This is a genomic window from Patulibacter brassicae, from assembly GCF_033949425.1.
In the GTDB taxonomy this organism is placed as follows: Bacteria; Actinomycetota; Thermoleophilia; order Solirubrobacterales; family Solirubrobacteraceae; genus Patulibacter; species Patulibacter brassicae.
On record NZ_JAXAVX010000009.1, the window covers coordinates 1 to 26,542 of the forward strand.

22 protein-coding genes are annotated in these 26,542 nt (G+C 73.2%); all 22 read left to right on the forward strand.

Annotated features, from left to right (window positions below; all coding sequences use genetic code 11):
* Positions 1–254 precede the first annotated feature (254 nt).
* The 22 genes from SK069_RS14770 to rpoC all read left to right on the forward strand — a co-directional run bounded on the left by SK069_RS14770 (position 255) and on the right by rpoC (position 26,150).
* The gene (locus tag SK069_RS14770; protein ID WP_319955015.1) at positions 255–1,127 is read left to right on the forward strand and encodes an ACP S-malonyltransferase; all 873 of its coding nucleotides are present in this window, start codon (positions 255–257) and stop codon (positions 1,125–1,127) included.
* A complete protein-coding gene (locus tag SK069_RS14775; RefSeq protein WP_319955016.1) occupies positions 1,124–2,191 on the forward strand; it encodes a 3-oxoacyl-ACP synthase III family protein in 1,068 nt (355 codons plus the stop codon). The genes SK069_RS14770 and SK069_RS14775 overlap by 4 nt, the downstream gene beginning before the upstream one ends.
* Positions 2,188–2,946: a 3-oxoacyl-ACP reductase FabG gene (gene fabG, locus SK069_RS14780; RefSeq protein WP_319955017.1), complete on the forward strand. Its 759-nt coding sequence runs from the start codon at positions 2,188–2,190 to the stop codon at positions 2,944–2,946. Before SK069_RS14775 ends, fabG begins: the two co-directional genes overlap by 4 nt.
* Positions 2,947–3,389: 443 nt before the next feature.
* Complete coding sequence (locus SK069_RS14785; protein ID WP_319955018.1) at positions 3,390–3,638, forward strand: phosphopantetheine-binding protein; 249 nt, start codon at positions 3,390–3,392, stop codon at positions 3,636–3,638.
* Positions 3,635–4,843: a beta-ketoacyl-[acyl-carrier-protein] synthase family protein gene (locus tag SK069_RS14790; RefSeq protein ID WP_319955019.1), complete on the forward strand. Its 1,209-nt coding sequence runs from the start codon at positions 3,635–3,637 to the stop codon at positions 4,841–4,843. Before SK069_RS14785 ends, SK069_RS14790 begins: the two co-directional genes overlap by 4 nt.
* 4 nt (positions 4,844–4,847) lie before the next feature.
* Positions 4,848–6,383 carry an acyl-CoA carboxylase subunit beta gene (locus SK069_RS14795; RefSeq protein ID WP_319955020.1) on the forward strand — a complete coding sequence of 512 codons (1,536 nt, stop codon included), beginning with the start codon at positions 4,848–4,850 and terminating at the stop codon, positions 6,381–6,383.
* A gap of 52 nt (positions 6,384–6,435) precedes the next feature.
* The gene (gene fabI, locus SK069_RS14800; RefSeq protein ID WP_406628301.1) at positions 6,436–7,245 is read left to right on the forward strand and encodes an enoyl-ACP reductase FabI; all 810 of its coding nucleotides are present in this window, start codon (positions 6,436–6,438) and stop codon (positions 7,243–7,245) included.
* Between the two features lie 53 nt (positions 7,246–7,298).
* Positions 7,299–8,084: an SOS response-associated peptidase gene (locus SK069_RS14805; protein WP_319955022.1), complete on the forward strand. Its 786-nt coding sequence runs from the start codon at positions 7,299–7,301 to the stop codon at positions 8,082–8,084.
* Entirely contained in the window at positions 8,081–9,601 is a 1,521-nt protein-coding gene (locus SK069_RS14810; RefSeq protein WP_319955023.1) for an adenylate/guanylate cyclase domain-containing protein, read from the forward strand. The genes SK069_RS14805 and SK069_RS14810 overlap by 4 nt, the downstream gene beginning before the upstream one ends.
* A gap of 134 nt (positions 9,602–9,735) precedes the next feature.
* Positions 9,736–11,325, forward strand: a complete 1,590-nt coding sequence (locus SK069_RS14815; protein ID WP_319955024.1) for a circularly permuted type 2 ATP-grasp protein — start codon at positions 9,736–9,738, stop codon at positions 11,323–11,325.
* On the forward strand, positions 11,325–12,293 hold the full coding sequence (locus tag SK069_RS14820; protein WP_319955025.1) for an alpha-E domain-containing protein: 969 nt from the start codon (positions 11,325–11,327) through the stop codon (positions 12,291–12,293). The genes SK069_RS14815 and SK069_RS14820 overlap by 1 nt, the downstream gene beginning before the upstream one ends.
* 28 nt (positions 12,294–12,321) lie before the next feature.
* Positions 12,322–13,197, forward strand: coding sequence for a transglutaminase family protein (locus tag SK069_RS14825; protein ID WP_319955026.1), 876 nt, complete (start codon positions 12,322–12,324; stop codon positions 13,195–13,197).
* 438 nt (positions 13,198–13,635) lie between these two features.
* Entirely contained in the window at positions 13,636–13,800 is a 165-nt protein-coding gene (rpmG, locus tag SK069_RS14830) for a 50S ribosomal protein L33 (RefSeq protein WP_319955027.1), read from the forward strand.
* A 27-nt stretch (positions 13,801–13,827) separates the two neighbouring features.
* The gene (gene secE, locus SK069_RS14835) at positions 13,828–14,133 is read left to right on the forward strand and encodes a preprotein translocase subunit SecE (protein WP_319955028.1); all 306 of its coding nucleotides are present in this window, start codon (positions 13,828–13,830) and stop codon (positions 14,131–14,133) included.
* A gap of 49 nt (positions 14,134–14,182) precedes the next feature.
* Positions 14,183–14,707, forward strand: a complete 525-nt coding sequence (nusG, locus tag SK069_RS14840; RefSeq protein WP_319955029.1) for a transcription termination/antitermination protein NusG — start codon at positions 14,183–14,185, stop codon at positions 14,705–14,707.
* A 1-nt stretch (position 14,708) separates the two neighbouring features.
* Positions 14,709–15,134 (forward strand): 50S ribosomal protein L11, encoded by a 426-nt coding sequence (rplK, locus tag SK069_RS14845; protein ID WP_319955030.1) that lies wholly within the window; start codon positions 14,709–14,711, stop codon positions 15,132–15,134.
* Positions 15,134–15,859 carry a 50S ribosomal protein L1 gene (gene rplA, locus SK069_RS14850; RefSeq protein ID WP_319955031.1) on the forward strand — a complete coding sequence of 242 codons (726 nt, stop codon included), beginning with the start codon at positions 15,134–15,136 and terminating at the stop codon, positions 15,857–15,859. Before rplK ends, rplA begins: the two co-directional genes overlap by 1 nt.
* An 84-nt stretch (positions 15,860–15,943) precedes the next feature.
* The gene (gene rplJ, locus SK069_RS14855) at positions 15,944–16,630 is read left to right on the forward strand and encodes a 50S ribosomal protein L10 (RefSeq protein ID WP_319955032.1); all 687 of its coding nucleotides are present in this window, start codon (positions 15,944–15,946) and stop codon (positions 16,628–16,630) included.
* A 50-nt stretch (positions 16,631–16,680) separates the two neighbouring features.
* Positions 16,681–17,061, forward strand: coding sequence for a 50S ribosomal protein L7/L12 (rplL, locus tag SK069_RS14860; RefSeq protein WP_319955033.1), 381 nt, complete (start codon positions 16,681–16,683; stop codon positions 17,059–17,061).
* Positions 17,062–17,393: 332 nt separating this feature from the next.
* On the forward strand, positions 17,394–17,678 hold the full coding sequence (locus SK069_RS14865; RefSeq protein WP_319955034.1) for a hypothetical protein: 285 nt from the start codon (positions 17,394–17,396) through the stop codon (positions 17,676–17,678).
* A gap of 457 nt (positions 17,679–18,135) precedes the next feature.
* The gene (gene rpoB / locus SK069_RS14870) at positions 18,136–21,744 is read left to right on the forward strand and encodes a DNA-directed RNA polymerase subunit beta (RefSeq protein ID WP_319955035.1); all 3,609 of its coding nucleotides are present in this window, start codon (positions 18,136–18,138) and stop codon (positions 21,742–21,744) included.
* A 149-nt stretch (positions 21,745–21,893) separates the two neighbouring features.
* Positions 21,894–26,150, forward strand: a complete 4,257-nt coding sequence (gene rpoC / locus SK069_RS14875) for a DNA-directed RNA polymerase subunit beta' (protein WP_319955036.1) — start codon at positions 21,894–21,896, stop codon at positions 26,148–26,150.
* Positions 26,151–26,542: the final 392 nt, after the last annotated feature.

Here is a 26,542-nt window from a genome sequence, read left to right on the forward strand (position 1 = left end):
GGGGGGGCACGGCGGGACGTCGGGGCGGCGTCGCGCGGCGGGACCTCGACGCCGGCGCCGCGCGGCGGGACAGGCGGGGTCCGAGGAAGGCGCCCGGACGTGCGGGCGCGCCGTCGGCGCGGCGAGCCGCGGGGGCGGCGCCCCGTCGCACCCCCTGATCGGCCGGGCACCGGGACGGCGCCGCCCCCCGGTCCGGGGGCCCGCCCCGTGCACGCGTCACGGAGCGCGCTGCCCGACCTGAAAGGCTTCGCGCCGTGACCACGGCCATCCTGCTTCCCGGACAGGGCACCCCGATGGAGGGGGCCCGCGACGAGGTCGCCCGCCTGCGCCCCGACCTGCTCGACGCGGTGGTCGACGCCGTCGGCGAGGACCCCTTCCCCGGCGTCCAGGCGAGCACGCGCTTCGCGCAGCCGGCGATCGTCTGCTCGTCGCTCGCGCGCCACTCCGCGCTGGACCTCCCGCGGCCCGACGCGTTCTTCGGCCACTCGCTCGGCGAGATCGTCGCGCTGGCGCTCGGCGGCGCGATCACCGAGCTCGAGGCCCTGCGCCTCGCCGCGGCCCGCGGCGCGGCGATGGCCGACGCCGATCCCGACGGGCTGGGCTCGATGGCGGCGCTGCGCAAGGGCGGCATCGAGGCCGCCGAGGAGCTCGCCGCCGCCCACGACCTCGTCGTCGCCTGCGACAACGCGCCCGGGCAGGTGATCCTCGCGGGCCGGATCAGCGACCTCGACGCCGCCGCCGAGACGGCGAAGGCGGCGGGCAACCGCGTCCGCCGGCTCGATGTCGCGGGGGCGTTCCACTCGCCGCTGATGGTCCCCGCGACGCCGGGGCTCCAGGCCGCGATCGACGGCATCGCCTTCCAGGAGCCGCACACGACGGTCTGGTCCGCGGTCACCGCCGCGCCCGCGACCGACCCGGCGAAGCACCTGATCGACGGCCTGACGCACCCGGTGCTCTTCCGCCCGGGGCTCCTGGCCCTCCACGCCGCCGGGTTCCGGCGGTTCGTCGACGTGGGTCCGGGCGACGTCGTCGCCGGGCTCGCGCGCCGCACCTTCCCCGCCGAGGAGCACGCGGACGTCGAGGTCGACGTCCCGCAGCTCCCGGCCGTCGCCGAGGAGGCACGATGAGCACCACGAACGGCGGCGACGCCCCCCTCCCCGTCAGCGCGCCGGCGACCGCCGGCGAGCGGGGACGACCGACCCGCGTCGCCCCGCTGGGGATCGGCCTGGCCGTCCCGGCGGGCGTCGTCAGCTCGACCGAGATCGAGCGTCGGCTCGGGCTCGACGCCGGCTGGATCCAGGCGCGCACCCACATCGAGGAGCGGCGGTGGCTCGCGCCCGACGCGAAGCTCGCCGACCTCGCCACCGACGCCGGCCGCCAGGCGCTGGCCGACGCGGGCGTCGAGGCGGACGAGGTCGACCTCGTCATCGCGGCGACGATCACGCCGGACGAGATCACCCCGGCGCTCGCGGTGATCGTCGCCGCGCAGCTCGAGGCCCACCGCGCGGGCGGCTACGACATCCACTCCGGCTGCAGCGGCTTCGTCACCGCGCTGGCGACCGCCACCGCGATGGTCGAGGCCGGCCGCGCGCGCACCGTGCTCGTCGTGGCGGCCGAGGCGATGAGCCGGATCACGAACCACGAGGACCGCGCCACGGCGGGCCTGCTGGCCGACGGCGCCGGCGCCGTCGTGATCCGGGGCGCCTACGACGAGGGCGTGGGGCGGATCGGCCCGTCCGTCTTCGGCTCGGACGGCGGCCTCGGCGGCACGGTCTGGGTCCCGACCGACCGCCCGTCGGTCTACGACGAGCGCTACACGCGCGGCAAGGACAACACCGTGGTCATGAACGGCCACGAGACGTACCTCACCGCCGTGCGGCACCACGAGCAGCTCGTGCTGGACACGGTCGCCGCCGACGGCGCGACGCTCGACGACATCGACCTCTTCGTCCTGCACCAGGCCAACGGCCGGATCCTCGAGGCGGTCCGCAAGCGGCTGGGCCTCGAGCCCGACCGGCTCGTGAACCTCATCGGCCAGCGGGGCAACACCTCCGCGGCGACCGTCGTCATCGCGCTGGCGGACCTCCACGCGCAGGGGCGCCTGCAGCACGGGACCCGCGTCGTCCTCGCCGCGTTCGGCAGCGGCCTCGCCTGGGCGGGCATGTCCCTGACCTGGGAGGGGGGCCGATGAGCCCGAAGGAGCGCCCCTGGCCGCCCGCGCGGCCGGAGGACGGCTGCGCGCTCGTGACCGGCGCGTCGGGCGCGATCGGCGCCGCGACCGCGCAGGCGCTCGCCGCGCAGGGCTGGCCGGTGGCCGTCCACTACGGCGGACGGCGCGAGCGCGCCCAGGTCGTCCTCGACGCGATCGAGGCCGCCGGCGGCACCGGGGCGCTCGTCGGCGCGGACCTGGCCGACCCGGCCGCGGCGCAGGCGCTGCTCGACGAGGCGACCGAGGCCCTGGGCCCCGTCCGCGTGCTCGTGAACAACGCGGGGATCACGCGCGACAACCTCGCGCTGCAGATCAGCGACGAGGACTGGCAGGACGTCATCGACGTCGACCTGAGCGCCGCCTTCCGGCTGCTGCGCGCCGCGCTGAAGCCGATGGTTCGCGCCCGCTGGGGCCGGATCGTGAACGTCTCGTCGCTCAACGCGCTGCGCAACAGCCCCGGTCAGGCGAACTACGCCGCGGCGAAGGCCGGCCTGCTCGGCATGACCCGCTCGGTCGCCGCCGAGGTCGCGCGCCGCAACATCACGGTCAACGCGGTCGCCCCCGGCTACATCGAGAGCGAGATGACCGAGGGCCTCGACGAGATCAAGCAGTTCATCCCGATGCGCCGCTCGGGCCAGCCGGAGGAGGTCGCCGCCGCGATCGCCTTCCTCGCCTCGCCCGAGGCGTCGTACATCACCGGCAGCACGCTGAAGATCGACGGCGGCCTCGGCGGCTGACGCCCCGGTCCCGCCCGCCGACGCCCGGCGCGGGACCCGGCCCTCTCCGGGTGCCCCGGGCCGCGGCGATGCCGGTGGCTGCGGCGGTCGTGGTGGCCGACGCCCGGGGCGGGACCCGGCGCTCTCCGGGTGCCCCGGGCCGGGGCGATGCCGGTGGCCGGGGCGGTCGCCTCGCCGACGCCCGGGGCGGGGCCCGGCGCTCTCCGGGTGCCCCGGGCCGCGGCGATGCCGGTGGCTGCGGCGGTCGTGGTGGCCGACGCCCGGGGCGGGGCCCGGTTCCTTCTATAGCCTCCGCGCGTCCCCCGACCGTCGGGGCAGCACCCCCCGGATGGCGGACGACCGCGCGGAGGCCCGTCCCGCGCGGGGAGGGGCCGTGTACCCCTTCTCGTAGCGCGTCGCTTCCGAGTCCACGCTCCACCCATCGACAGCAGGAGAACCACATCGTGTCCACCGTCACCCGTGAGGATGTCGAGGCCCTCGTCATCAGCTCCCTCGAGGAGCTGGGCGCCGAGGCCGACGCGCTGAGCCCCACGGCGACCTTCGAGGAGCTCGACGTCGACTCGCTCGACCTCGCCGAGCTCTCGCAGATCGTCGAGGAGAAGTACGGCGTCAAGCTCCAGGGCGAGGACGTCGCGAAGCTCCAGTCGGTCGCCGACGCCGTCGACCTGATCGTCGAGCGCGCCGCGCAGTGACCGCCGCGGCGATCACCGGGATCGGCGCCATCACCCCGCTCGGGGTCGGCGCCGAGGAGCTGTTCACCGGCTGGACCGGTGGTCGCAGCGGCATCGCGGACGGCGAGGGCGCCTGCTCGGACTTCGATCCGACGGCGTTCATGTCCCGCAAGGAGGCCCGCCGGGCCGACCGCACGAGCCAGCTGCTCCTGGGCGCCGCCCAGGAGGCGCTGGCCCAGGCGGGCTGGGGTCAGCCGGGCGAGAGCGATCAGCTGCCCTACCCGGCCGAGCGGATCGGCTCGATCATCGGGTCCGGCATCGGCGGCTTCATCACGCTGACGGAGAACCACCAGGCGCTGCTCGAGGGCAAGCCGGTCTCCCCGCTGGCGATCCCGCTGCTCATGGCCAACGGCCCCACGGGCCAGGTCGCGCTCCGTCACGGGCTGAAGGGCCCGAGCTACGGCACGGTGTCGGCCTGCGCCGCCGGCGCCCACGCGATCGCCGCGGGCCTGCGCGAGCTGCGCGCCGGCACCGTCGACGCGGTCGTCGTCGGCGGGACGGAGTCGGCGCTCGTCGAGCTCGCTCGCGCGGGCTTCAGCGCGATGGAGGCCCTGTCGCCGACCGGCCAGTCGCGGCCGTTCCACGCCGACCGCAACGGCTTCGTCCTCGCGGAGGGCGCCGCCGTCCTCGTCATCGAGGACGAGGCGAAGGCGGCCGCGCGCGGCGCGACCGTCCTCGGCCGCCTGCTGGGCGTCGGCTCGTCGCAGGACGCCCATCACCTGACCGCCCCGACGCCCGACGGCTCGGGCGCCGCCCGGGCCGTCACGCAGGCGCTCGCCGACGCGGGCGTCGCGCCGACGGACGTCGACTACGTCAACGCCCACGGGACCGGCACCCCGCTGAACGACCGCTCGGAGGCGGGGGCGATGGCCCACGCCCTCGGCGACCACCTGCGGACGATCCCGATCTCCAGCCTGAAGTCCGCGATCGGCCACACCCTCGGCGCCGCCGGCGCCATCGAGGCCGTCGCCACGGTGCGCGCCCTGCAGGAGCGCGTCGCCCCGCCGACCCTGAACCTCGACAAGCCGGACCCCGAGCTCGACCTGCTGCACGTGCAGGGCGAGCCGCTCCCGCTGCGGGACACGAGCGGCCGCCCGCCGATCGCGCTCTCGACGTCGTTCGGGTTCGGCGGCCACAACGCCTGCATCGTGCTCGGAGGAGCCTGAGACCATGAGCGGACGACCCGGACGCGGAGCCAACGTCGCCGAGTTCCTCGGCCACCGACTCGGTGACGGGACGGCCCCTGCGGAGGCGCCGCCGGCGCCGCGCCGGGTCCCGACCGGCACCGACCTCACGCCGCTGCAGCGGCTCGAGGCGCTCTGCGACCCCGGGTCGCTGCGCGTCATCCGCAGCCAGGTCCTGTCGCCCGCGCTCGGGCCGAAGGCGGCGCCGGGCGACGGCGTGGTCGCCGGCCTGGGCAGCGTCGACGGCCGTCCGGTGGCGTGCTTCGCCGAGGACCAGAAGCTCCTCGGCGGCAGCCTCGGCCAGCGCCATGCCGACTCGATCGTCCGGCTGCTGGAGATGGCCGGCGACGCGCGGATCCCGGTCGTCGGGTTCGTCGCCTCGGCCGGCGCGCGGCTCCAGGAGGGCCTCGAGGCCCTCGCCGGCTACGGCCGGATCTTCGCGGCGCTGACCCACCTCTCGGGGCAGGTGCCGCTCATCTCGGTCCTCTGCGGCACGTCCGCCGGCGGCGGCGCCTATGCGCCCGCGCTGACCGACGTGACGATCATGACCCGCGGCTCGGCGATGTTCCTCACCGGCCCCGGCGTCGTGCGCGACGTCACCGGCGAGGACGTGGACGCCCAGGACCTCGGCGGGGTCGACGTCCAGGAGCGCAACGGCGTCTGCCACATGGTCGCCGAGGACGACGCCGGCGCGATCGACCTCGCGCAGCAGCTGCTCGCGATCCTGCCGTCCAACAGCGGCGAGGAGCCGCCGCGGGCGCGCCCCGTGCCGCCCCCCGCGTTCGATCCGTCCGCCTTCGTGCCGGACGTCCCGCGCAAGCCCTACGACGTGCGCGACGTCGCCGCGGCGATCGTCGACGGCGGGCACCTGCTGGAGATCGCGCCGAAGTGGGCGCCGAGCGTCGTGTGCGCGTTCGCGCGGATCGACGGCCGCTCCGTCGGCATCGTGGCCAACCAGCCGAAGTGGATGGCCGGCACGCTGGACGCCGAGTCCGCGCAGAAGTCGGCGCGCTTCGTCCGCTGGTGCCATCTCTTCGGCGTGCCGCTCGTCGTGCTCGTCGACACGCCGGGGTTCATGCCCGGCAGCGAGCAGGAGTCCGGGGCGGTCATCCGCCACGGCGCGAAGCTCGTCCACGCCTTCGCCGAGGCCGAGGTGCCGAAGATCACCGTCGTCCTGCGCAAGGCGTTCGGCGGCGCGCAGATCGCGATGAACAGCAAGGCGCTCGGGGCGACCCTCGTGCTCGCCTGGCCGAGCGCGCAGATCGGCGTCATGGGCGCCGAGCAGGCCGTCGGGATCACCGGCCGGCGCGAGATCGCCGCTGCCGAGGACCCGGTCGCCCGCAAGGCCGAGCTCGCCGCGGAGTACGCGGCCGAGCACCTGTCGGCCGCCGGCGCGGCCCAGATCGGCGTCGTCGACGAGGTCATCGATCCGGCCACGACGCGCGACCGGCTCGTGTGGGCGCTCTCGATGCTGCGGCGCCCCACGCGCGGCGAGCACCGGGCCCGCAACGTCCCGCTCTGATCGCCGCCCCGTCCCGCCCCTCCCGCTCCCCGAGGTTCGAATGACCGTGCCCGTGCCCGCCGGCCTGCTGACCGGCCAGCGCTTCCTCATCACCGGCGTCATCACGCGCGACTCGATCGCGTGGCACGTGGCCGCCCGGGCCCAGGAGGCAGGGGCGGAGGTGCTGCTCACGGGGTTCGGCCGGCCCAAGCGGCTCACGGAGCGCGCGGCCAAGCAGCTGCCCACGCCGGTCGACGTGCTCGAGCTCGACGTGAACCGGCCGGAGGACCTCGCCGCCGTCGCCGCGGAGATCGACGCGCGCTGGGACGGCCGGCTGGACGGCGTCGTGCACGCGATCGCGTTCGCGCCGGAGGAGGCGCTCGGCGGGCGCTTCCTCGACACGCCCGCCGAGGCGGCGAAGACGGCGTTCGAGACGAGCGCGTTCAGCCTCAAGGCGCTCGGCGCCGCGCTGCTGCCCGCGCTCGCGAAGGCCGAGCACGGCGGCTCGCTCGTCGGGCTGGACTTCGACGGCCAGGTCGCCTGGCCGATCTACGACTGGATGGGCGTGGCGAAGGCGGCGCTCGAGGCGACGAGCCGCTACTTCGCCCGCTACGCCGGTCCGCAGGGCGTGCGCTCGAACCTCGTCTCCGCCGGGCCGCTGCAGACGATCGCCGCGCGCGGCATCCCGGGCTTCGAGCAGCTCGCCGACGGCTGGGACCAGGGAGCGCCCCTGGGCTGGGACACGACCGACCCGACGCCGACCGCCGACGCGATCCTGTTCCTCCTCTCGCCGCTCTCGCGCGGGATCACGGCCGAGGTGCTGCACGTCGACGGCGGCGTGCACGCGCAGGCGCCGGTCGGGGCCGGGCCGGGCGCCGCCTGATCCGCGCCGTCGGCCCCCGCGCGGGCGCCGAGGGCCGCAGTAGCGTTCCCGCGATGTGCGGCCGCTACACGCTCGGGAGGACCGATCCCTCGGCGTTCGACGACCGCTTCGGGGGCACGATCGACGCCGCGGCGCTGGGTCGCTACAACGTCGCGCCGACGCAGCCGGTGCCGATCCTCAGCGGCGGCCCCGCGCCGTCGGAGCGCTCGGCGCGGCTCGCCTCGTGGGGCCTGCTGCCCCCGTGGGCCCGCAGCCGGAAGGACCGCCTGAAGCCGATCAACGCCCGCGCCGAGGACCTGCCGGAGAAGCGGCTCTTCGCGCCGCTGCTGGCCGACGCCCGCCACCGCGTGCTCGTGCCCGCCGACGGCTGGTACGAGTGGCTGCGCGCCGAGGACGGCGCCAAGCGCAAGCAGGGCGCGACCGTCGCGGCGCCGTTCCACCACGTCGTCGACGACGGTGCGCCGTTCGCCTTCGCCGGCCTGGCACGGTCGGTGCGCGTCGCCGACGAGCCGGGGCCGAAGGGGTTCGAGGAGCTCGAGGGGCGGCTGCGTCTGCCTCCGCGCGAGGATCGCGAGGACGACGGGCGGATCGGCTTGCGGACCGTCACGATCGTGACCTGCGCCGCGAACGCCGTCGCCGCGCGCCTCCACGACCGGATGCCCGTCGTCCTGGCCGGTCCCGAGGAGGAGGCCGCCTGGCTCGACCCCGCCGTCGACGGGCGCGACGCGCTCGAGCTGCTGCGGCCGCTGGAGGACGCCCGGCTCGCGGTGCGCCCCGCGTCGACGCGCGCGAACAAGGTCGACAACGAGGGCCCGGAGCTGCTGGACGGCGAAGGATGAGGCGCTCACGGGCCCGGCGGCGCCTGAGCCGCCGGTTCGCGATCGAGGCGTCGCACGTCGCGCTCACCGTCCTGCTGCTGATCGCGAACACGATCGCGGCGGGCATCACGCTGCTGCTCATCGCGCTCGTCATCCCGGGCTCGGGGGAGGAGCGCGCGTCGGTCGGCGCGAACATGATCGTGCTCGGCGGCTTCGCGCTCGTGACGCTGCCCACCATCCTCGTCTGGGCGTCGCGGACGACGGCCCGCACCCTCGCCTGGCTGCGCGAGGACCGCGAGCCGACGGAGAGCGAGCGCCTGGCGCTCCTGCGCGCGCCGTGGCGGGTCATGCGCGTCGTCGGCGCCGGCTGGCTCGTCGCGACCCTGATCTTCTTCGGGTTCAACACGCAGTACTCGATGCCCCTGGCGATCCGGGTGGGCATCACGGTGCTCCTGACCGGCACCGTCATGGCCGCGTGGGCGTTCCTCTTCACGGAGCGGCTGCTGCGCTCGGCCGCGATCGAGGCGATCGAGCGCGGTGGCCCGATCGACCGCGCCGTCGCCGCCGGCGTCGTGCGCCGGCAGCTCCTCGGCTGGACGACGGCGACCGGCGCCCCGACCCTGGGGATCGTCGCCGTCGGGATCCTGGCCCTCGCGGGCGTCGAGGGCACGACCCCGGCGCGGCTGGGCCTGACGATGGTCGTGCTCGGCGCGACGGTGCTCGTCTTCGGCCTCGTCGTCGAGCTCGTCGCCGCGCGCGCCGTCGCGGATCCCATCCGGACCGTGCGCAAGGCGCTGGACCGCGTCGGGCGCGGCGACCTCGAGGGACGCGTGCCGGTCTACGACGCGTCGGAGATCGGCCGCCTCCAGGAGGGCTTCAACCGGATGGTCGTCGGGCTGCGCGAGCGCGAGCGGCTGCACGACCTCTTCGGCCGGCACGTGGGGGAGGACGTCGCCCGCGTCGCGCTCGAGAGCGACGTCCGCCTCGGCGGCGAGGTCCGCGAGGTCTGCGCGCTGTTCGTCGACATCGTCGGCTCGACCGCGCTGGCCGCCGAGCGCGAGCCGGACGAGGTGGTCGTCCTGCTGAACCGCTTCTTCGCCGTCGTCGTCTCGACGGTCGAGCGCCACGGCGGCTGGGTGAACAAGTTCGAGGGCGACGCGGCGCTCGTCGTCTTCGGGGCCCCGGTCGATCAGGCCGACGCCCCCGACCGGGCGCTCGCCGCGGCCCGCGAGCTCGGCCGCCGGCTGCGCGAGGAGGTGGGCGAGCTGCGCGCCGGCATCGGCGTCAGCGGCGGTCGCGCGGTGGCCGGCTACCTCGGCGCCGAGACGCGGCTGGAGTACACGGTCATCGGCGACCCGATCAACGAGGCTGCGCGGCTCACCGAGGTGGCCAAGGAGGTCGACGGCGGCGTGGCGGCCGCCGGGCGGCTCGTCGCCCGCGCCGGCGAGCAGGAGCGCGCGCGCTGGGTCCTGGACCACCGCCGCACCCTCCGCGGTCGGGACGCGGAGACCGAGGTCATGGCGCCGGTCGCGACCTGACCGCCCCCCGCCCGGCGGGGCGCGCCCGCCGATCGCGCGATCGGGGGTTCGCCGTCGCGGCGTATCGGGAACCTGGTCCCCTGTCCCCGCGGCGCAACCGACCCGCGCGGCGCCCCTGGATAGTGTCGACCGAGATGCCCCACCCCGCCACGCTGCCCTACGAGTCGCCGCAGGGGATCTACGACGAGGCCGTCACCGCCGACGGCACGCCGCGCGACCACGCCGACCGCCTGATGAGCGCGGTCGGCGCCCTGGAGCCCGAGCAGCTCGCCGCGCTCGGGCGTCGGCGCGACCGCACGTTCCTGCAGGCGGGCATCACCTTCGACACGATCGGGCCGGACGGCCAGGCGGTCGATCGCCCGTTCCCGCTGGACCTCGTCCCGCGGATCATCCCGGCGGAGGAGTGGGCGACGATCAAGCGGGGGCTGGCGCAGCGCGTGCGGGCGCTGAACCAGTTCATCGACGACGTCTACCACGGGCGCGAGATCGTCCGCGAGGGCCTCGTCCCGTGGCGCCTCGTGGTGTCCCGCAGCCACTTCGCGCGGCCGGTGGTCGGGGTCCGGCCCCCGGGCGGCGTCTACGCCCACGTCGCGGGCCTGGACCTCGTCCGCGACGCCGACGGCTCCTGGCGGGTGCTGGAGGACAACGTCCGCACGCCCTCCGGGATCTCGTACGTCCTGGCGAACCGCAACGCGATGACGCGCCTGGCGCCGCGGCTCTTCAACGGCTACCGCGTCCGGCCCGTCGACCACTACCCGCAGATCCTGCTCGAGGCCCTGCGCGCCGTCGCGCCGGCCGACGACGACGAGGCGACGGTCGTCGTCTGGACCCCCGGTCCCCTCAACCCGGCGTACTTCGAGCACGCGTTCCTCGCGCACCAGATGGGCGTCGAGCTCGTCCAGGCGTCCGATCTCGTCGTGCGCGGGGACGTCTGCTACATGCGGACGACCCGCGGGCTAGAGCGCGTCCACGCCATCTACCGCCGGCTCGACGACGACTTCTGCGACCCGCTGGACTTCCGGCCGGACTCGGTCATCGGCGTCCCGGGGCTCCTGCGGGCCTACCGGTCGGGCACCGTCGCGATCGCCAACGCGTTCGGGACCGGCGTCGCCGACGACAAGGCGGTGTACCCCTACGTCCCGGACATGATCCGGTTCTACCTCGGCGAGGAACCGATCCTTCAGAACGTCCCGACATACCGGATGAGCGACCCCGACCAGCGCGACGACATCCTCGGCCGGATCGACGAGGTCGTCGTGAAGCCGACCGGCGAGTCCGGCGGCAAGGGCGTCGTGATCGGACCGCACGCGTCGAAGGCCGAGCTCGAGGCGGCTCGCCGGGCGGTCCTCGCCGACCCCGGCGGCTACATCGCCCAGGAGGTCGTCCAGCTCTCGACCGTGCCGACGGTGCTCGGCGACGGGAGCCTCTCGCCGCGCCACGTCGACCTGCGGCCGTTCGCGGTCTTCGGCGAGTCGATCCGGGTCATCCCGGGCGGCCTCACGCGGGTCGCGATGGAGGAGGGCTCGATGCTCGTCAACAGCTCGCGCGGCGGCGGTTCGAAGGACACGTGGGTCCTCGAGGGCGATCGTCCCGAGGAGCCGGTCGACACCGAGAGCGCGGCGAGCCAGGGCGAGCGGCTGCTGCCGGCGCTGCCGGAGGTCCGCTGGGGCGGCGCGTGGTCCGGCCAGGCCCAGCAGCAGCAGCAGACGGGGGAGGGGTCCTGATGCTCGCCCGGATCGGGCACGAGCTCTACTGGCTCGGGCGCTACGTCGCCCGGGCGCACCACACCGCGCGGATGCTCGAGGGCGTCTTCGCGGCGGACCTGCAGGGTCGCCCGGACGACCCCGTCGGGGTGAACCTCTCGTGGGGCCCGGCGATGGCGATCATGGGCGCCGGCTGGGACGGCGGCCCGGTGAACGCCGACGTCGCGCTCCAGGGCCTCATGCTCGACGCCGACCGCGACGCCTCGGTCGTGGCGTGCGTCCGCCGGGCGCGCGAGAGCGCCCGGACGCTCCGCGACGTCGTGCCGCAGGACATGTGGGAGGCGATCAACACCCTCTCGCTCGAGCTCCTCTCGGTCACGCCGGACGGGCTGCTCCAGGACCCCTCCCAGGCGTTCCGGATCGTGCGGGAGCGCTCGACGCTCTTCCTCGGCCTCATGGGCTCGACGATGCTGCGCGACGAGGCCAGCGCGTTCCTCGCGGCCGGCGAGCGCCTCGAGGGCGCCAGCGTCCTCCTGCGGATGCTCCGCGTGGCCCTGCCGGTCGTCAGCGGGACGGCGGCGGCCGTCGAGGCGGGCGAGCTCGACGGCCAGGCCGGCGCGCTGCTGCGGGCGGTCGGCGGCGAGCAGGCGTTCCGGCGCTCGCCCTCCGGCCCGCCCGACACGCCGCACGTCGCGCGCTTCCTCCTCTTCGAGCGGGACTACCCGAACTCCGTGGCCGCCCACGTCGCCGGCATCCAGGGCGCCGTCGAGCGCGCGGACCCCGACCTGCGCTCGAGCGCCCCGGTCCTGCGGCTCTCGCGGCTCTCGGCGGACCTCGACTTCCACCGGCGCCGGCTCGAGGCCGCCGACCGCGGCGTGCTCCTGGAGCGCGCGGTCGTCCTGCAGGACGAGCTGGACGCCGTCGACCGCGACATCTCGGACCGGTACTTCTCCGGCGCGCTGCGCCCGGTCGCCTTCTCCGTCTCCTGACCGCCCGCTCCGTCACCCTCTCCTCACCGTGCACTTCGGCATCGAGTACGTCACCCAGTACCGCTACGACGGCGAGGTCGTCGACAACCTCAACGCGCTCCGGGCCCGCCCGGCGACCACGTCGCTGCAGCGCTGCGACGAGTTCCACGTGCGGACCGACCCCGAGACGCGCCTGCACCGCTACGTCGACTACTTCGGCGCGGAGGTCGTCGAGTTCGGCGTCGACCGGCCGCACGACCACCTGACGATCGACGTCCGCGCCCGCGTGACGACGACCGAGCCCGACGAGCCGCCCGAGGCCGGGTGGGACGCGCTGCGCTCCACGGCCTACGACATCGCCGCCGGGGAGTTCCTGCTGCCGACGGGCATGGAGCCGCCACCCGAGCGCCTCGCCGAGCTCGTGGACCTCACCCGCGCCACGACGCCGCTGGCCACCGTCCGCCTGACGACGGAGATGCTGCGCGACCGGTTCCTCTACCAGCCGGGCGCGACGTTCGTGGGATCGACCGTCGAGCAGTTCCTCGACACCGGCGCCGGCGTCTGCCAGGACTTCGCCCACCTCGCGGTGGTCCTCCTGCGGGCCCACGGGATCGCCGCCCGCTACGTCTCCGGGTACCTCTGGGCCCGCGACCCCGACGGGGGCGACGACTCGATGGAGGTCGCCACCCACGCGTGGGTCGAGGCGCTGCTCCCCGGCCTCGGCGCCCGCGACGAGCCGGTCTGGGTCGGATCGGACCCGACGAACGGCGTGCTCGCCGGCGCGACGCACGTGAAGATCGGCCACGGCCGCCACTACCAGGACGTCCCGCCGATCCGCGGGGTGTACCGCGGCCAGGCCAAGGCGGACCCGGAGGTGCGCGTCACCATGACGCGCCTGGATCCGCAGACGAGCGCGCGGGCCTGACCGGGCCTGGCCGCGGTCCACGAGACGGCGGCCCCCCCGCCCGGCCAAGGCGGACCCGGAGGTGCGCGTCACCATGACGCGCCTGGATCCGCAGACGAGCGCGCGGGCCTGACCGGGGCCTGGTCGCGGTCCACGAGACGGCGGCCCCCCCGCCCGGCCAAGGCCGACCCGGAGGTGCGCGTCACCATGACGCGCCTGGATCCGCAGACGAGCGCGCGGGCCTGACCGGGGCCGGCCCTCCCCAGCCGTCCGCGTGCCGTGCGATCCTAGGCGGCGGAACCGCCGCGGATGCAGGGCGAACCCGGGCGCACGGCGCCGGACGGGGGCCATCCGCTACGCTCCCTCGCCGGACCTGCCGCCTGGTGGGTCTCTCTTGTCGGGTCGCCTCTCCGCGGACCGGCCAGCAGAACTTGACCGCATCGACGTACGGGAGCCCAGATGGCCCGCGGAGATGTCCGCGTCGCAGTCACCCTCGCCTGTGAGGAGTGCAAGCGCCGCAACTACCAGACGAAGAAGAACAAGCGCAACACGCCCGACCGGCTGACCATCAGCAAGTACTGCCGCTGGTGCCGGAGTCACACCTCCCACAAGGAGACCCGGTAGGCCTCACCGCCCCGGTTCGACGCGAGCATGGCCGCTGAGGAACATGACGAGGAGCGCCCCCGCCTGAGCGCCACCCCTCCGGGTGGCGGTGGCGGCCTGGCGCCCGGCACCCCCGCCGCAGCCGCGGCCGGTGCGCCGGTCCCCCGCAAGGGCCTCGCCCGGTTCCCCGGGTTCCTGCGCGCCTCGTGGGCCGAGCTCCAGCGCGTCCGCTGGCCCGACCGCACGCAGGTCGCGCAGGGCACCGGCGTCGTGCTCGTGTTCTGCGCCATCGCGGGCCTGTTCCTGGGCGGCGTCGACTCGCTCGCGTCCGAGCTCGTCGACCTGATCATCTGAGCGCCGCGCTCGTTCGTCCCGTCCTCCGGACCCCGGTTTCCCCACTTCCATGTATCGCTGGTACGTCGTCAACACCTTCTCGGGCCACGAGGCCAAGGTGAAGCAGAAGCTCGAGCACCGTCTGGTGTCCCTCGGGCAGCGGCGTGCCGTGCGCCAGATCGTGGTGCCGACCGAGACGGTCACCGAGGTCAAGGACAACCAGCAGGTCACGTCCGAGAAGCGCACGATGCCCGGGTACGTGCTCGTGCAGATGGACCTCAACGACGACTCGTGGCAGCTCGTGAAGGGCACGCCCGGCGTCACCGGGTTCGTCGGGGCCGGCGACGAGCCGATCCCGCTCACCCAGGAGGAGATCGATCGTCTCCTCAAGCGCGCCCAGCAGCCCACCAAGGCGCAGCGGCGCGCGCAGTTCTCCGTCGGCGAGTCCGTCAAGGTCGTCGCCGGCCCCCTGTCGGACTTCTCGGGCGAGATCGCCGAGGTCTCCCCCGATGCCGGCAAGCTCAAGGTTCTCGTGTCGATCTTCGGGCGGGAGACTCCCGTCGAGGTCGGCTTCGATCAGGTGAAGAAGATCTGAGATGGCGAAGAAGGTCCTGACCCAGATCAAGCTGCAGGCCATCGGCGGCCAGGCCTCTCCGGCTCCGCCCGTCGGTCCTGCGCTCGGTCAGCACGGGTTGAACATCATGGAGTTCACCAAGGCGTTCAACGCCCAGACGCAGCAGGACAACGGGACCCTGCTGCCCGTGGTGATCACGGTCTACGAGGACCGCTCCTTCACGTTCGTCGTCAAGACGCCGCCCGCGGCGATCCTGATCAAGCAGGCGCTGAACCTGAAGAGCGGCTCGGGCGAGCCCCACAAGACGAAGGTCGGCAGCCTGACCGCCGACCAGGTCCGGCAGATCGCCGAGAAGAAGCTGCCCGACCTGAACGCCAACGACATCGACGGCGCGATCAAGATCATCAGCGGCACCGCCCGCTCGATGGGCGTGGAGGTGGAGGCCTGATGTCTCGTCACGGACGCAAGTTCCTCGCGGCCCGCACGAAGGTCGACCGGACGCGCGAGTACTCCGGCACGGACGCCGTCGCGCTCGTCAAGCAGCTCGCTCGCGCGAGCTTCGACGAGTCCGTCGAGGTCCACATCCGCACCGGCCTGAACGTCCGCCACGCGGACGAGCAGCTGCGCGGCACGATCGCCCTGCCCCACGGCCTGGGCAAGTCGGTGACGGTCGCGGTCTTCGCCGCCGGCCCGAAGGCCGACGAGGCCACGGCCGCCGGCGCGGACATCGTCGGCACCGACGATCTCGCGAAGCGCATCGAGGAGGGCTTCTCGGACTTCGACGTCGTCATCGCGACGCCGGACCAGATGCCGCTCGTCGGTCGCCTCGGCCGCGTCCTCGGCCCGCAGGGCAAGATGCCGAACCCGAAGGTCGGCACCGTGACGATGGACGTCGCGAAGGCCGTCGAGGAGTCGAAGGCCGGCAAGGTCGAGTACCGCACCGACCGCACGGCGATCGTCCACCTGACGATCGGCAAGACGTCCTTCCCGCCCGAGCAGCTCGTCGAGAACCTCGCCGCCGTGATCGACGAGATCAACCGCGCGAAGCCCTCGGCCGCCAAGGGCCGCTACCTCCGCTCGGTGACCATCGCCTCGACGATGGGCCCCGGCGTGAAGGTCGATCAGTCGCGCATCCGTGAAGGCGCCGAGGAGGCCGTGCCCGCCGCCGCCTGAGGCCGGTAGACACAGCCCCCTCGCGCCCCCGAAGACCTCCGGCAGGCCGTCGACCGACGGCCGCAAGCCCGGAACAGGAGGCCCATGAACCGGGAACAGAAGACAGCGGCGGTCGCCGAGATCGCCGAGCACATCCAGGAGTCCGAGGCGGTCCTCGTCGTCGACTACCGCGGCCTCACCGTCACCCAGGCGGGCGAGCTGCGCGGTCGTCTCCGCGACGCCGACGCCCAGCTCACCGTCGCCAAGAACACGCTGACCGGTCGCGCGATCGACGAGGTCGGCGAGACGGCCGAGCCGCTCCGGGAGTTCCTCGCCGGTCCGACCGCCCTGACCTACGTCAAGGGCGACGTGGCCGCCGCCGCCAAGGCGATCACGACGTTCGCCAAGGACAACGGCGACCTGCCCGCCTTCAAGGGCGGCGTCATGGACGGCAAGGGCCTGAACGTCGACGAGATCCAGGCGATCGCCAAGCTCCCGTCGCGCGACGTCCTGTACGGCCAGCTGGTCGGCGTCGTCGCCGCCCCGCTCACCGGTCTCGCCCGCGGCCTCGGCGGCCTGCTGGGCGGCCTGGCGATCGCGCTCGGCCAGGTCCAGGAGAAGAAGCAGTCCGGGGAGATCCCCTCGGGCGACGCTCCCGCTCCGGCCGCCGACGAGACTCCCGCGGCCGATGCCGCGACCGAGGACGCCCCTGCCGCGGAGGCCGAGGAGGCCCCTGCCGCGGAGGCCGAAGCACCTGCAGCAGCAGACGAGTCGGGTGCGTCGGAGGCGTAAGCCGCCCGCAGCCCGCTAGACCCACCCGAATCGCACACAGGAGAAACGACATGGCTACCACGCAGGAGTGGATCGACGAGCTCAAGAGCATCTCGGTGCTCGAGCTGGCCGAGCGCATCAAGGCGCTCGAGGAGGAGTTCGGCGTGTCGGCGACCGCCGTCGCCGCGGCCGCCCCGGCCGCCGGTGGTGGTGGCGGCGAGGCCGCCGCCGCCGAGGAGCAGTCCGCGTTCGACGTCGTCCTCGAGGCCGCCGGCGACAAGAAGATCGGCGTCATCAAGGTCGTGCGCGCCGCGACCGGCCTGGGCCTGAAGGAGGCCAAGGCGCTCGTCGACGAGGCCCCGAAGCCCGTCAAGGAGGGCGTCGAGAAGGACGAGGCCGAGAAGCTGAAGGCCGAGCTCGAGGAGGCCGGCGCCACCGTCACGCTCAAGTAGCGGGACGCGACGCCAGTCGCCCCCATCGGTCCCGCCGCGCGGGACCGGCGAGTCGCACGGGCCGCCCCTCGGGGCGGCCCGTTCTCGTTCCCGTTCGCCGCGGACGATCGGGGGGGGCGGATCGAGCTGACCTGCGGCCCGGGGCGGGTCGCGATCGGCCCGAGCTTCGCATTCGCCGCCCGCCGGACGGTCCCTCGGGCCCTCCGGGACCGGGGAGTCCCGCAGGCCGGATCGGTGCGGACCCCGCTTGCGCCGCCGGCCGACCCGCGGATACGGTCGGAGCGACGGTGCCCGCCATCCCTCACCCCTCACCGGGCGCCGCGAGGAGCAGCATGGCGATCCCGAAGACCACGGCCCAGCCTTCCCGGCGCAGCCTCCTGCGCCGGATCCGTGCCCTCGAGGCGCGGCTGGAGGAGATCGGCGACGAGCCCGCCGGCGTCCGGGCGACCGACGCCCGGTCCACGGGCGTCGATCCCGCCACCGAGGTGCAGGAGCTGCTGGCGTCGGGACGGCCGATGGCGGCGATGCGCCGCTACCGCGAGCTCACGGGCGCCGACGAGGCCGCCGCGCGCGCGTACATCGCGCGCCACGGCGGGCTCGACGCCTCCGCGGACTGACCCCCTGGCGTCCCGGGGGCGGGGATCGCGCACCGGTGACCCGGCGCGCTTCGCTGACCGGCGCGCGCCGCTGGCCGGGCCGCACCGGTCGACCGGCGCGACCGGCCACGGGACCGGCAGCCGCCTCGAGCGCTCGCACCCGGCGGGTCGCGCCTCCGCGTCCCCGCGACGGCGGGGCCCCGGGCCCGCGTGCCGCGGGGCGCGCGACGCCCGTCCGGGCCGCCGTGCGCCCGCCGGGCCGGTGCCCTACAATCGGCGTCGTCGACCGATAGTCGCAGCCGTCCTCTCGTACGGATCCCGCGCCACATACGCGGGTCCGCGGACGGGGTCCGTGAGCGTCGACCGCCCTCGCCCATGGGGTTCTGATCCCGTGTGCTAGTTTTGCTGTTCGCGCTCGTGTGCCCGCCGAGCGCGATCCTCGCCCAGACACTCTCGACCCTCCGAGGAGTCGCCAGCCTTGTCCACGGTCAACGCCCTGCGCACTCGACGCTCGTTCGCGAGCCTCGATCAGGTCCTCGACGTCCCCAACCTCATCGACATCCAGCGCCGGTCGTTCGACTGGCTCGTGGATGCGGAGAAGGGAGGCCTCCGCGAGACGATCGACGACATCTCGCCGATCGAGGACTACACCGGCAACCTCGCGGTCGAGTTCGGGGAGCTCGAGTTCGGCGAGGAGACCCACTCGCTGGCCGAGTGCCGCGAGAAGGGGCAGACGTACTCCCGGCCGCTGTCGGTCGAGGTGGCGTTCGTCAACCGGGAGACGGGCGAGATCCGCGAGCAGTCCGTCTTCATGGGCGACTTCCCGTGGATGACCGAGCGGGGCACGTTCATCGTCAACGGCACCGAGCGCGTCGTCGTGACGCAGCTCGTCCGCTCGCCGGGCGCGTACCTCATGGAGCCGAAGGACCGCGAGAAGCAGGTCTTCGTCGCGAACCTCATGCCGGCTCGCGGCTCGTGGCTCGAGCTCGAGATCGACAAGAAGGGCAAGGTCTTCGTCCGGATCGACCGCAAGCGCAAGCTGCCGGTCACCGTGCTCCTGCGGGCGATGGAGTACAACCCGGAGCTCGACGCCGACCACGAGGAGACCGACGCCGACGTCGATGCCCTCGACGCGGCGCTCCTCGAGCGCTTCGGCGGCTCCGCGTACCTGAAGAACACGCTCGACGCGGACACCGAGCAGACCCGCACGAAGAAGGGCGCGCTCGTCGAGCTCTTCAAGAAGCAGCGCCCCGGCGAGCCGCCGACGGTCGACGCCGCGTACGCGCTCCTGCAGACGCTGTTCTTCGACCCGAAGCGCTACGACCTCACCCGCGTCGGGCGCTACAAGCTCAACTCGCGGCTGCACCTCGACATCGACCTCGAGACGCGCCACCTCACGCCCGAGGACATCTACGCGCTGATCTCCGAGCTCATCCGGCTCCCGCGCGAGCTCGGCATCCCGGAGGACGGCGAGGTCGAGATCAAGGACTACGCGGCCGAGGCCGCGGCGATGCCGCGCGAGCCCGTCGCGGACCTCCTCGACGAGTACGAGCACTTCGGCAACCGCCGCCTGCGCACGGTCGGCGAGCTGATCCAGGACGCGTTCCGCGTCGGCCTCTACCGCATGGAGCGCGTCGTCCGCGAGCGCCTCACGACGGAGGACGAGGACACGATCACGCCGCAGTCGATCGTGAACATCCGCCCGGTCTCCGCGGCGCTGAAGGAGTTCTTCGGCTCCTCGCAGCTGTCGCAGTTCATGGACCAGAACAACTCGCTGGCGGGCCTGACGCACCGTCGTCGCCTGTCGGCGCTCGGCGCCGGCGGCCTGACCCGCGAGCGCGCGCCGATCGAGGTCCGCGACGTCCACCCGACCCACTACGGCCGGATGTGCCCGATCGAGACGCCGGAGGGCCCGAACATCGGCCTGATCGGCTCGCTGTCGGCGTTCGCGCAGGTCTCCGAGCACGGCTTCGTCACGACCCCGTACCGCGTGGTCGAGAACGGTCGCGTCACGGGCGAGATCGTCCACCTCGACGCGACCCAGGAGGAGGAGCACCTCGCCGCGCAGGCCGACGCGCCGCTGGACGCCGACGGCAACCTGCAGGAGGACGAGGTCCTCTGCCGGACGCAGGCGGGCAAGTACGTCGTCATCCCGCGTGACGAGGTCACGCTGATGGACGTCTCGCCGCAGCAGATCTGGTCCGTCGCCACCGCGATGATCCCGTTCCTCGAGCACGACGACGCCAACCGCGCGCTCATGGGCTCGAACATGCAGCGGCAGGCGGTGCCGCTGCTGAAGACCGACGCCCCGCGCGTGGGCACCGGCATGGAGGCGCGCGCCGCGCAGGACTCCGGCGACGTCGTCCTGGCGCGCCACGACGGCACGGTCGCCTACGTCGACGCGCGGCGCATCGTCGTCGAGCACGCCGAGGGCCGGGACGAGCACCACCTCGAGAAGTTCGAGCGCTCCAACCAGGGCACGCTCATCCACCAGCGCCCGCTGGTGAAGCGCGGGCAGGAGGTCGGCGCCGGTCAGGTCCTGGCCGACGGCTCCTCGACGTCGCAGGGCGAGATGGCCCTCGGCAAGAACCTGATGGTCGCCTTCATGTCCTGGGAGGGCTACAACTTCGAGGACGCCATCATCCTCAGCCGCCGCCTGGTCCAGGACGACGAGCTCACCTCGATCCACATCGAGGAGTACGAGATCGACGCCCGCCAGACGAAGCTCGGCGACGAGGAGATCACGCGCGACATCCCGAACCGCGCGGAGGAGTCGCTGCGCAACCTCGACGACCGCGGCATCGTCCGCATCGGCGCCGAGGTCGGCTCGGGCGACCTGCTCGTCGGCAAGGTCACGCCGAAGGGCGAGACCGAGCTCACGGCGGAGGAGAAGCTCATCCGCGCGATCTTCAAGGAGAAGGCGCGCGAGGTCCGCGACACCTCCCTGAAGGTCCCGCACGGCGAGGGCGGCGTCGTCATCGACGTCAAGACCTTCCACAAGGACGACGGCGACGACCTGCCGCCCGGCGTCAACGAGCTCGTGCGCGTCTTCGTCGCGAAGAAGCGCAAGATCTCCGAGGGCGACAAGCTCGCCGGCCGGCACGGCAACAAGGGCGTCATCTCGAAGATCGTCGACATCGAGGACATGCCGTTCCTCGAGGACGGCACGCCCGTCGACGTCATCCTCAACCCGCTCGGCGTCCCGTCCCGGATGAACGTCGGCCAGGTGCTGGAGGTCCACCTCGGGTGGGCGGCCGCGCAGGGCTGGTACCCGGACGGCACCGAGGCCTACGAGCAGCGCGACCGCAACAAGGGCGGCGGCGTCTACGTCTCCACCCCCGTGTTCGACGGCGCCTCGGTCGAGGACGTCGACACCGCGCTGGTGAAGTGGCAGGAGGCCCACAAGGCCGCCGGCGGCCCGATCCGCATGGACGTCGACGAGTCCCGCCCCGCGGGCCGCCGCGCCTCGGGCAAGGTCACGCTCTTCAACGGCCGCACCGGCGAGCCGTTCGACGAGCAGGTGACCGTCGGGTACATGTACATCCTGAAGCTCCACCACCTCGTGGACGACAAGATCCACGCGCGGGCGACGGGCCCGTACTCGCTGGTGACGCAGCAGCCCCTGGGCGGCAAGGCCCAGTTCGGCGGCCAGCGCTTCGGCGAGATGGAGGTGTGGGCGTTGGAGGCGTACGGCGCCGCCTACACCCTGCAGGAGATGCTCACGATCAAGTCCGACGACACGGTCGGGCGCGTGAAGGCCTACGAGGCGATCGTCAAGGGCGAGAACATCGCCGAGCCGAGCGTCCCGGAGTCCTTCAAGGTCCTGCTGAAGGAGATGCAGGCCCTCTCGCTCGACGTGCGCGAGATCCACGACGAGGGCGCCACCGCGGCGGCCGACGACGAGGACGAGCTGCTGCGTGCGGCCGAGGAGCTCGGCATCGACCTGGGCGGCGTGCGCGCCGACCTGGGCGACGAGCCCCCGGCGGACGAGACCGAGGGCGACGGTGACGGCGCGGTGGCGGTGGCCACCGAGACCGGCACCGAGGAGAGCGCGGGCGAGCAGCCGGCGCAGGAGGACGAGGCGTAGGACGGCGGCACCCCGTCGGCGCCCGTCGCCGGATCCGCCCCGCCCGCTGACCGCGGGCGGGCTCCGGGCCCGGCGACGGACCGCTCCGCCGACGGACCGCGTGCCGCCCCCGAACGCCCCGCCAAGAACACGACTGGAAACGGAATCCAGTGCACGACATCAACACGTTCGACGCCATCGAGATCGGCCTCGCCTCCTCCAAGCAGATCCGCTCCTGGAGCTCCGGGGAGGTCCTGAAGCCGGAGACCATCAACTACCGGACCCTGCGTCCGGAGCGCGACGGCCTGTTCTGCGAGCGCATCTTCGGTCCGACCAAGGACTGGGAGTGCTACTGCGGCAAGTACAAGCGCGTCCGCTACAAGGGCATCATCTGCGAGAAGTGCGGCGTCGAGGTGACGCGCTCCAAGGTCCGCCGCGAGCGGATGGGGCACATCGACCTGGCCGCGCCGGTCTCGCACATCTGGTTCTTCAAGGGCGTCCCGAGCCGCATCGGCTACCTGCTGGACATGGCCCCGAAGGAGCTGGAGAAGATCCTCTACTTCGCGGCGTCGATCATCACCTGGGTCGACCAGGAGGCCCGCTGGCGCGACCTCGCCGAGCTCGAGGCGCAGGTCCAGGAGGACCTCGACCAGGCCGCCGAGATGGAGCGCGACGAGCTCTCCACGCTCGAGCGCGCCCTCGAGGTCCGCACGCGGTACCTGCAGGACGGCTCGCAGGCCGACTTCGACGACGAGGACCACCTCTGGGCCGAGTCGCTGGACCTCGTCGTGGCGAAGCTCACCGACGACGAGCGCAAGAAGCACACGAACGACCTCAAGAAGCAGCTGACCGCGGAGATCGACGACCTCCGCGCGCACTACGAGGAGTCGCGTGCCCGTCTGCGCGAGGTCTGGAAGCTCTTCGCCAACAAGGAGGAGCCGTCCGACGATCCGCCCGCCGAGGGCGAGGACTGGCCGCTGAAGGCGTTCACCGACAAGGCGATCGAGAAGGACGACTTCGTCCCGAAGACCGTCATCGCCGACGAGACGTTCTTCCGCGAGCTGAAGATGCGCTTCGGCTCGCCGTACGGCTACGGCGAGTACTTCGGGGGCGGCATGGGCGCGGAGCACATCCGCGAGCTCATGCTGCTCAAGCCGGAGTACGACCGCGAGGCTCCCCGTCGCGACCCCGACGCCGAGCGCCTCGCGGGCACCGACCTGGACGTCCGCGATCAGCCGGGCATCTGCCTGAAGCACGAGCGCGAGGACCTCGAGGACCTCGTCAAGAACGGCAAGGGCCAGAAGCAGCAGCGCGCCGTGAAGCGCCTGAAGGTCCTCTCGGCGTTCTACGACCCCGAGAACGCGCCGTACTACTCGCAGGTCAACAAGCCCGAGATGATGATCCTGGACGCGGTCCCGGTCATCCCGCCCGACCTGCGCCCGATGGTGCAGCTCGACGGCGGTCGCTTCGCGACGTCGGACCTCAACGACCTGTACCGCCGCGTCATCAACCGCAACAACCGCCTCAAGCGGCTCCTCGATCTCGGCGCGCCCGAGATCATCGTGAACAACGAGAAGCGCATGCTTCAGGAGTCGGTCGACGCGCTCTTCGACAACGGCCGTCGCGGCCGCCCGGTCACGGGCCCCGGCAACCGTCCGCTGAAGTCGCTCTCCGACATGCTCAAGGGCAAGCAGGGCCGGTTCCGCCAGAACCTGCTCGGCAAGCGCGTCGACTACTCCGGCCGTTCCGTGATCGTGTCGGGCCCGTCGTTGCGCCTGCACCAGTGCGGCCTGCCGAAGCTCATGGCGCTCGAGCTGTTCAAGCCGTTCATCATGGCCCAGCTCGTCGAGCGCAAGGACGCGCAGAACATCAAGGCCGCCAAGCGCCTCGTCGACGAGTCGCGCGAGGAGGTCTGGGACGTCCTGGAGCAGGTCATCCAGGAGCACCCGGTGCTCCTGAACCGCGCGCCGACGCTGCACCGCCTCGGCATCCAGGCCTTCGAGCCGAAGCTCGTCGAGGGCAAGGCGATCCAGGTCCACCCGCTCGTCTGCTCGGCGTTCAACGCCGACTTCGACGGCGACCAGATGGCCGTCCACGTCCCGCTCTCGGCCGAGGCCCAGGCGGAGGCGCGGCTGCTCATGCTGTCGTCGAACAACATCCTGTCGCCGTCCAACGGGCAGCCGCTCGCGACGCCGTCGCAGGACATGGTCATCGGCGGGTACTACGTGACCCTCGGCCCGAGCCCCGAGGAGCTCGCCGAGAAGCACGAGCGCCTCTACGCCGGGCAGTGGCCGGCCGACGAGCCGAAGCCGCGCGTGTTCCGCACGGCGGCCGAGGCGACGCTCGCGGACCAGCACGGCGTCGCGAAGCTCCACGACGTGGTCGAGTACCGCGCCGCGGGCCGCCCGCCGGTCCTCACGACGCTCGGTCGCGTGATCTACAACGAGCGGATCGAGCGCGCGCTCCAGGAGACCCTGGGCGAGCACTTCGACCCGGCCTCGTACGTCTTCATCAACCAGTCGATGCGCAAGAAGGACACCCAGCGCTTCATCGACCAGCTCGTGCAGATCTACGGCCCGTCGACGATCTCCCTGGTCCTCGACGCGTTCAAGGACCTGGGCTTCGAGTTCGCCACCCGCGCCGGCGTCACGGTGTCGAAGAACGACGTCGTCATCCCGCCGAGCAAGGGCGAGATCCTCAAGAAGTACGAGGGCGAGGTCTCCGGCATCCAGGAGCAGTACGACGACGGCCTGATCACCGATCAGGAGCGGCACGAGCTCGTCGTGAACAAGTGGAACGAGGCGACGGAGGTCGTCGCCGACGCCATGGAGCAGCACTTCGACTCCCGGAACCCCATCTACATGATGGCCAACTCGGGTGCTCGTGGCTCGCTGAAGCAGATCCGCCAGCTGGCCGGCATGCGCGGCCTGATGTCGAACCCGAAGGGCGAGATCATCGAGCGGCCGATCAAGGCGAACTTCATGGAGGGGCTCGACGTCCTCGAGTACTTCATCTCCACCCACGGCGCCCGCAAGGGCCTCGCCGACACGGCGCTGCGGACCGCGGACTCCGGCTACCTGACGCGGCGTCTCGTCGACGTCTCGCAGGACGTCATCATCCGCGAGCCCGACTGCGGCGTGACGGAGGGCATCCACCTGCCGGTCTTCACCGAGACCGGTGAGGTCAACCCGAACCTCGCGGGTCGCGTCGCGGCCGAGGACATCGTCGTGAACGGCGAGGTCCGCGTCGAGGCCGGGGTCGAGATCGACAACGCCAGCGCGGACTCGCTCAGCGCCCTGGACGAGTCGGAGCGCCCCACGGTCCACGTGCGGTCGGTCCACAAGTGCCAGTCGCTCGTCGGCATCTGCCAGGCGTGCTACGGCCGCTCGATGGCGTCCGGCAAGGTCGCCGAGATCGGTGACGCGGTCGGCATCATCGCCGCGCAGTCGATCGGCGAGCCCGGCACGCAGCTGACCATGCGGACGTTCCACACCGGCGGCGTCGCCGGCGCGGACATCACGCACGGCCTCCCGCGCGTCGTGGAGCTCTTCGAGGCCCGCAAGCCGAAGGGCCTGGCGAAGATCGCCGAGCACGACGGCACGGTCGCGATCGAGTCCACCGACAAGGCGCTGACGGTCGTCCTCACGGACGCCGCCGGCGACGAGCACCGCTACACGTTCCCGCGCCGCACCCGCCTCTTCGTCGAGGAGGGCCAGCGCGTGAAGGCCGGCGAGCAGCTCAACGAGGGCTCCCTGTACCCGCACGAGCTCCTGGCGCTGCGCGGTCGCACCGCGACCGAGCAGTACCTCGTCAAGGAGGTCCAGGCGGTCTACAAGTCGCAGGGCGTCGACATCAACGACAAGCACATCGAGCTGATCGTGCGCCAGATGCTCAAGCGCGTCCGCGTGGAGCAGAAGGGCGACACGGACTTCCTGCCCGGCCAGTTCGTGGACCGCCAGGAGCTCCTGCGCGCGAACGACGAGATCGAGGCCGCCGGCGGCGAGAAGGCGACGTTCGAGGAGGTCATCCTCGGCATCACCAAGGCGTCGCTGAACACGGACTCGTTCCTCTCGGCCGCCTCCTTCCAGGAGACGACGAAGGTCCTCACCGACGCCGCCCTCGAGGGCAAGCGGGACGACCTCCTCGGGCTGAAGGAGAACGTCATCATCGGCAAGCTCATCCCGGCCGCCACCGGGCTGAAGCACTACCGCCGGATCGAGATCGAGCCGACGGAGCCGCTGCCGCACGCCGGCGACGTGGCCCTGCTGGAGGGCGACGAGCTCCTCGGCGACCTGGACCTCGAGGCGGGTCAGCCCTACGGCGACCACCTCAGCCAGGACCTGCGCGACCTCGAGCAGCTCGGTGGGGGCGACCTCGCCGACGAGCTGATCGAGCTCGACGTGCCGACGGACCTCGACGGCCGGTAGCGCCACCGGGCCGCCGCGCACGCGGCGGCCCGCCCCGACGGTCCTCGACGGCCGGCATCGCTCGCGGTGCCGGCCGTTCGGCGTTCCGGGGCGCGTGGCCGCTCGGGTGCGCGCTGGCGTCGTGGCCCGGGAGATGGGCCACGTGCCGGCGGGTCCCCGAGGAGGGCCCGCCGGCACGCGTGGACGACCGTCGCATCGCCGGAGGCGCTGCGGTGGCCGTCCCGGCCCCCGTCGATCCGCGCTGGATCCTGTCGCGCAGCGTGGTTGCGGGCCTTCGACGGACGGCCAACGTCCGTCCACGGGCAGAGGACGTGTGTACAGGATCTGCACCGGTCCGGCCGAAGACCCGTGTGACCGGAACATCAACGGCTCGATTCTCGCTACCGTCTGGG

Excerpts from the sequence above, each read along its gene's own strand:
- SK069_RS14775 (WP_319955016.1), top strand. The coding sequence starts at position 1,124 with ATGAGCACCACGAACGGCGGCGACGCCCCCCTCCCCGTCAGCGCGCCG.
- fabG (WP_319955017.1), top strand. The coding sequence starts at position 2,188 with ATGAGCCCGAAGGAGCGCCCCTGGCCGCCCGCGCGGCCGGAGGACGGC.
- SK069_RS14795 (WP_319955020.1), top strand. The coding sequence starts at position 4,848 with ATGAGCGGACGACCCGGACGCGGAGCCAACGTCGCCGAGTTCCTCGGC.
- SK069_RS14805 (WP_319955022.1), top strand. The coding sequence starts at position 7,299 with ATGTGCGGCCGCTACACGCTCGGGAGGACCGATCCCTCGGCGTTCGAC.
- SK069_RS14810 (WP_319955023.1), top strand. The coding sequence starts at position 8,081 with ATGAGGCGCTCACGGGCCCGGCGGCGCCTGAGCCGCCGGTTCGCGATC.
- SK069_RS14815 (WP_319955024.1), top strand. The coding sequence starts at position 9,736 with ATGCCCCACCCCGCCACGCTGCCCTACGAGTCGCCGCAGGGGATCTAC.
- SK069_RS14820 (WP_319955025.1), top strand. The coding sequence starts at position 11,325 with ATGCTCGCCCGGATCGGGCACGAGCTCTACTGGCTCGGGCGCTACGTC.
- rpmG (WP_319955027.1), top strand. The coding sequence starts at position 13,636 with ATGGCCCGCGGAGATGTCCGCGTCGCAGTCACCCTCGCCTGTGAGGAG.
- secE (WP_319955028.1), top strand. The coding sequence starts at position 13,828 with ATGGCCGCTGAGGAACATGACGAGGAGCGCCCCCGCCTGAGCGCCACC.
- nusG (WP_319955029.1), top strand. The coding sequence starts at position 14,183 with ATGTATCGCTGGTACGTCGTCAACACCTTCTCGGGCCACGAGGCCAAG.
- rplK (WP_319955030.1), top strand. The coding sequence starts at position 14,709 with ATGGCGAAGAAGGTCCTGACCCAGATCAAGCTGCAGGCCATCGGCGGC.
- rplA (WP_319955031.1), top strand. The coding sequence starts at position 15,134 with ATGTCTCGTCACGGACGCAAGTTCCTCGCGGCCCGCACGAAGGTCGAC.
- rplJ (WP_319955032.1), top strand. The coding sequence starts at position 15,944 with ATGAACCGGGAACAGAAGACAGCGGCGGTCGCCGAGATCGCCGAGCAC.
- rplL (WP_319955033.1), top strand. The coding sequence starts at position 16,681 with ATGGCTACCACGCAGGAGTGGATCGACGAGCTCAAGAGCATCTCGGTG.
- SK069_RS14865 (WP_319955034.1), top strand. The coding sequence starts at position 17,394 with ATGGCGATCCCGAAGACCACGGCCCAGCCTTCCCGGCGCAGCCTCCTG.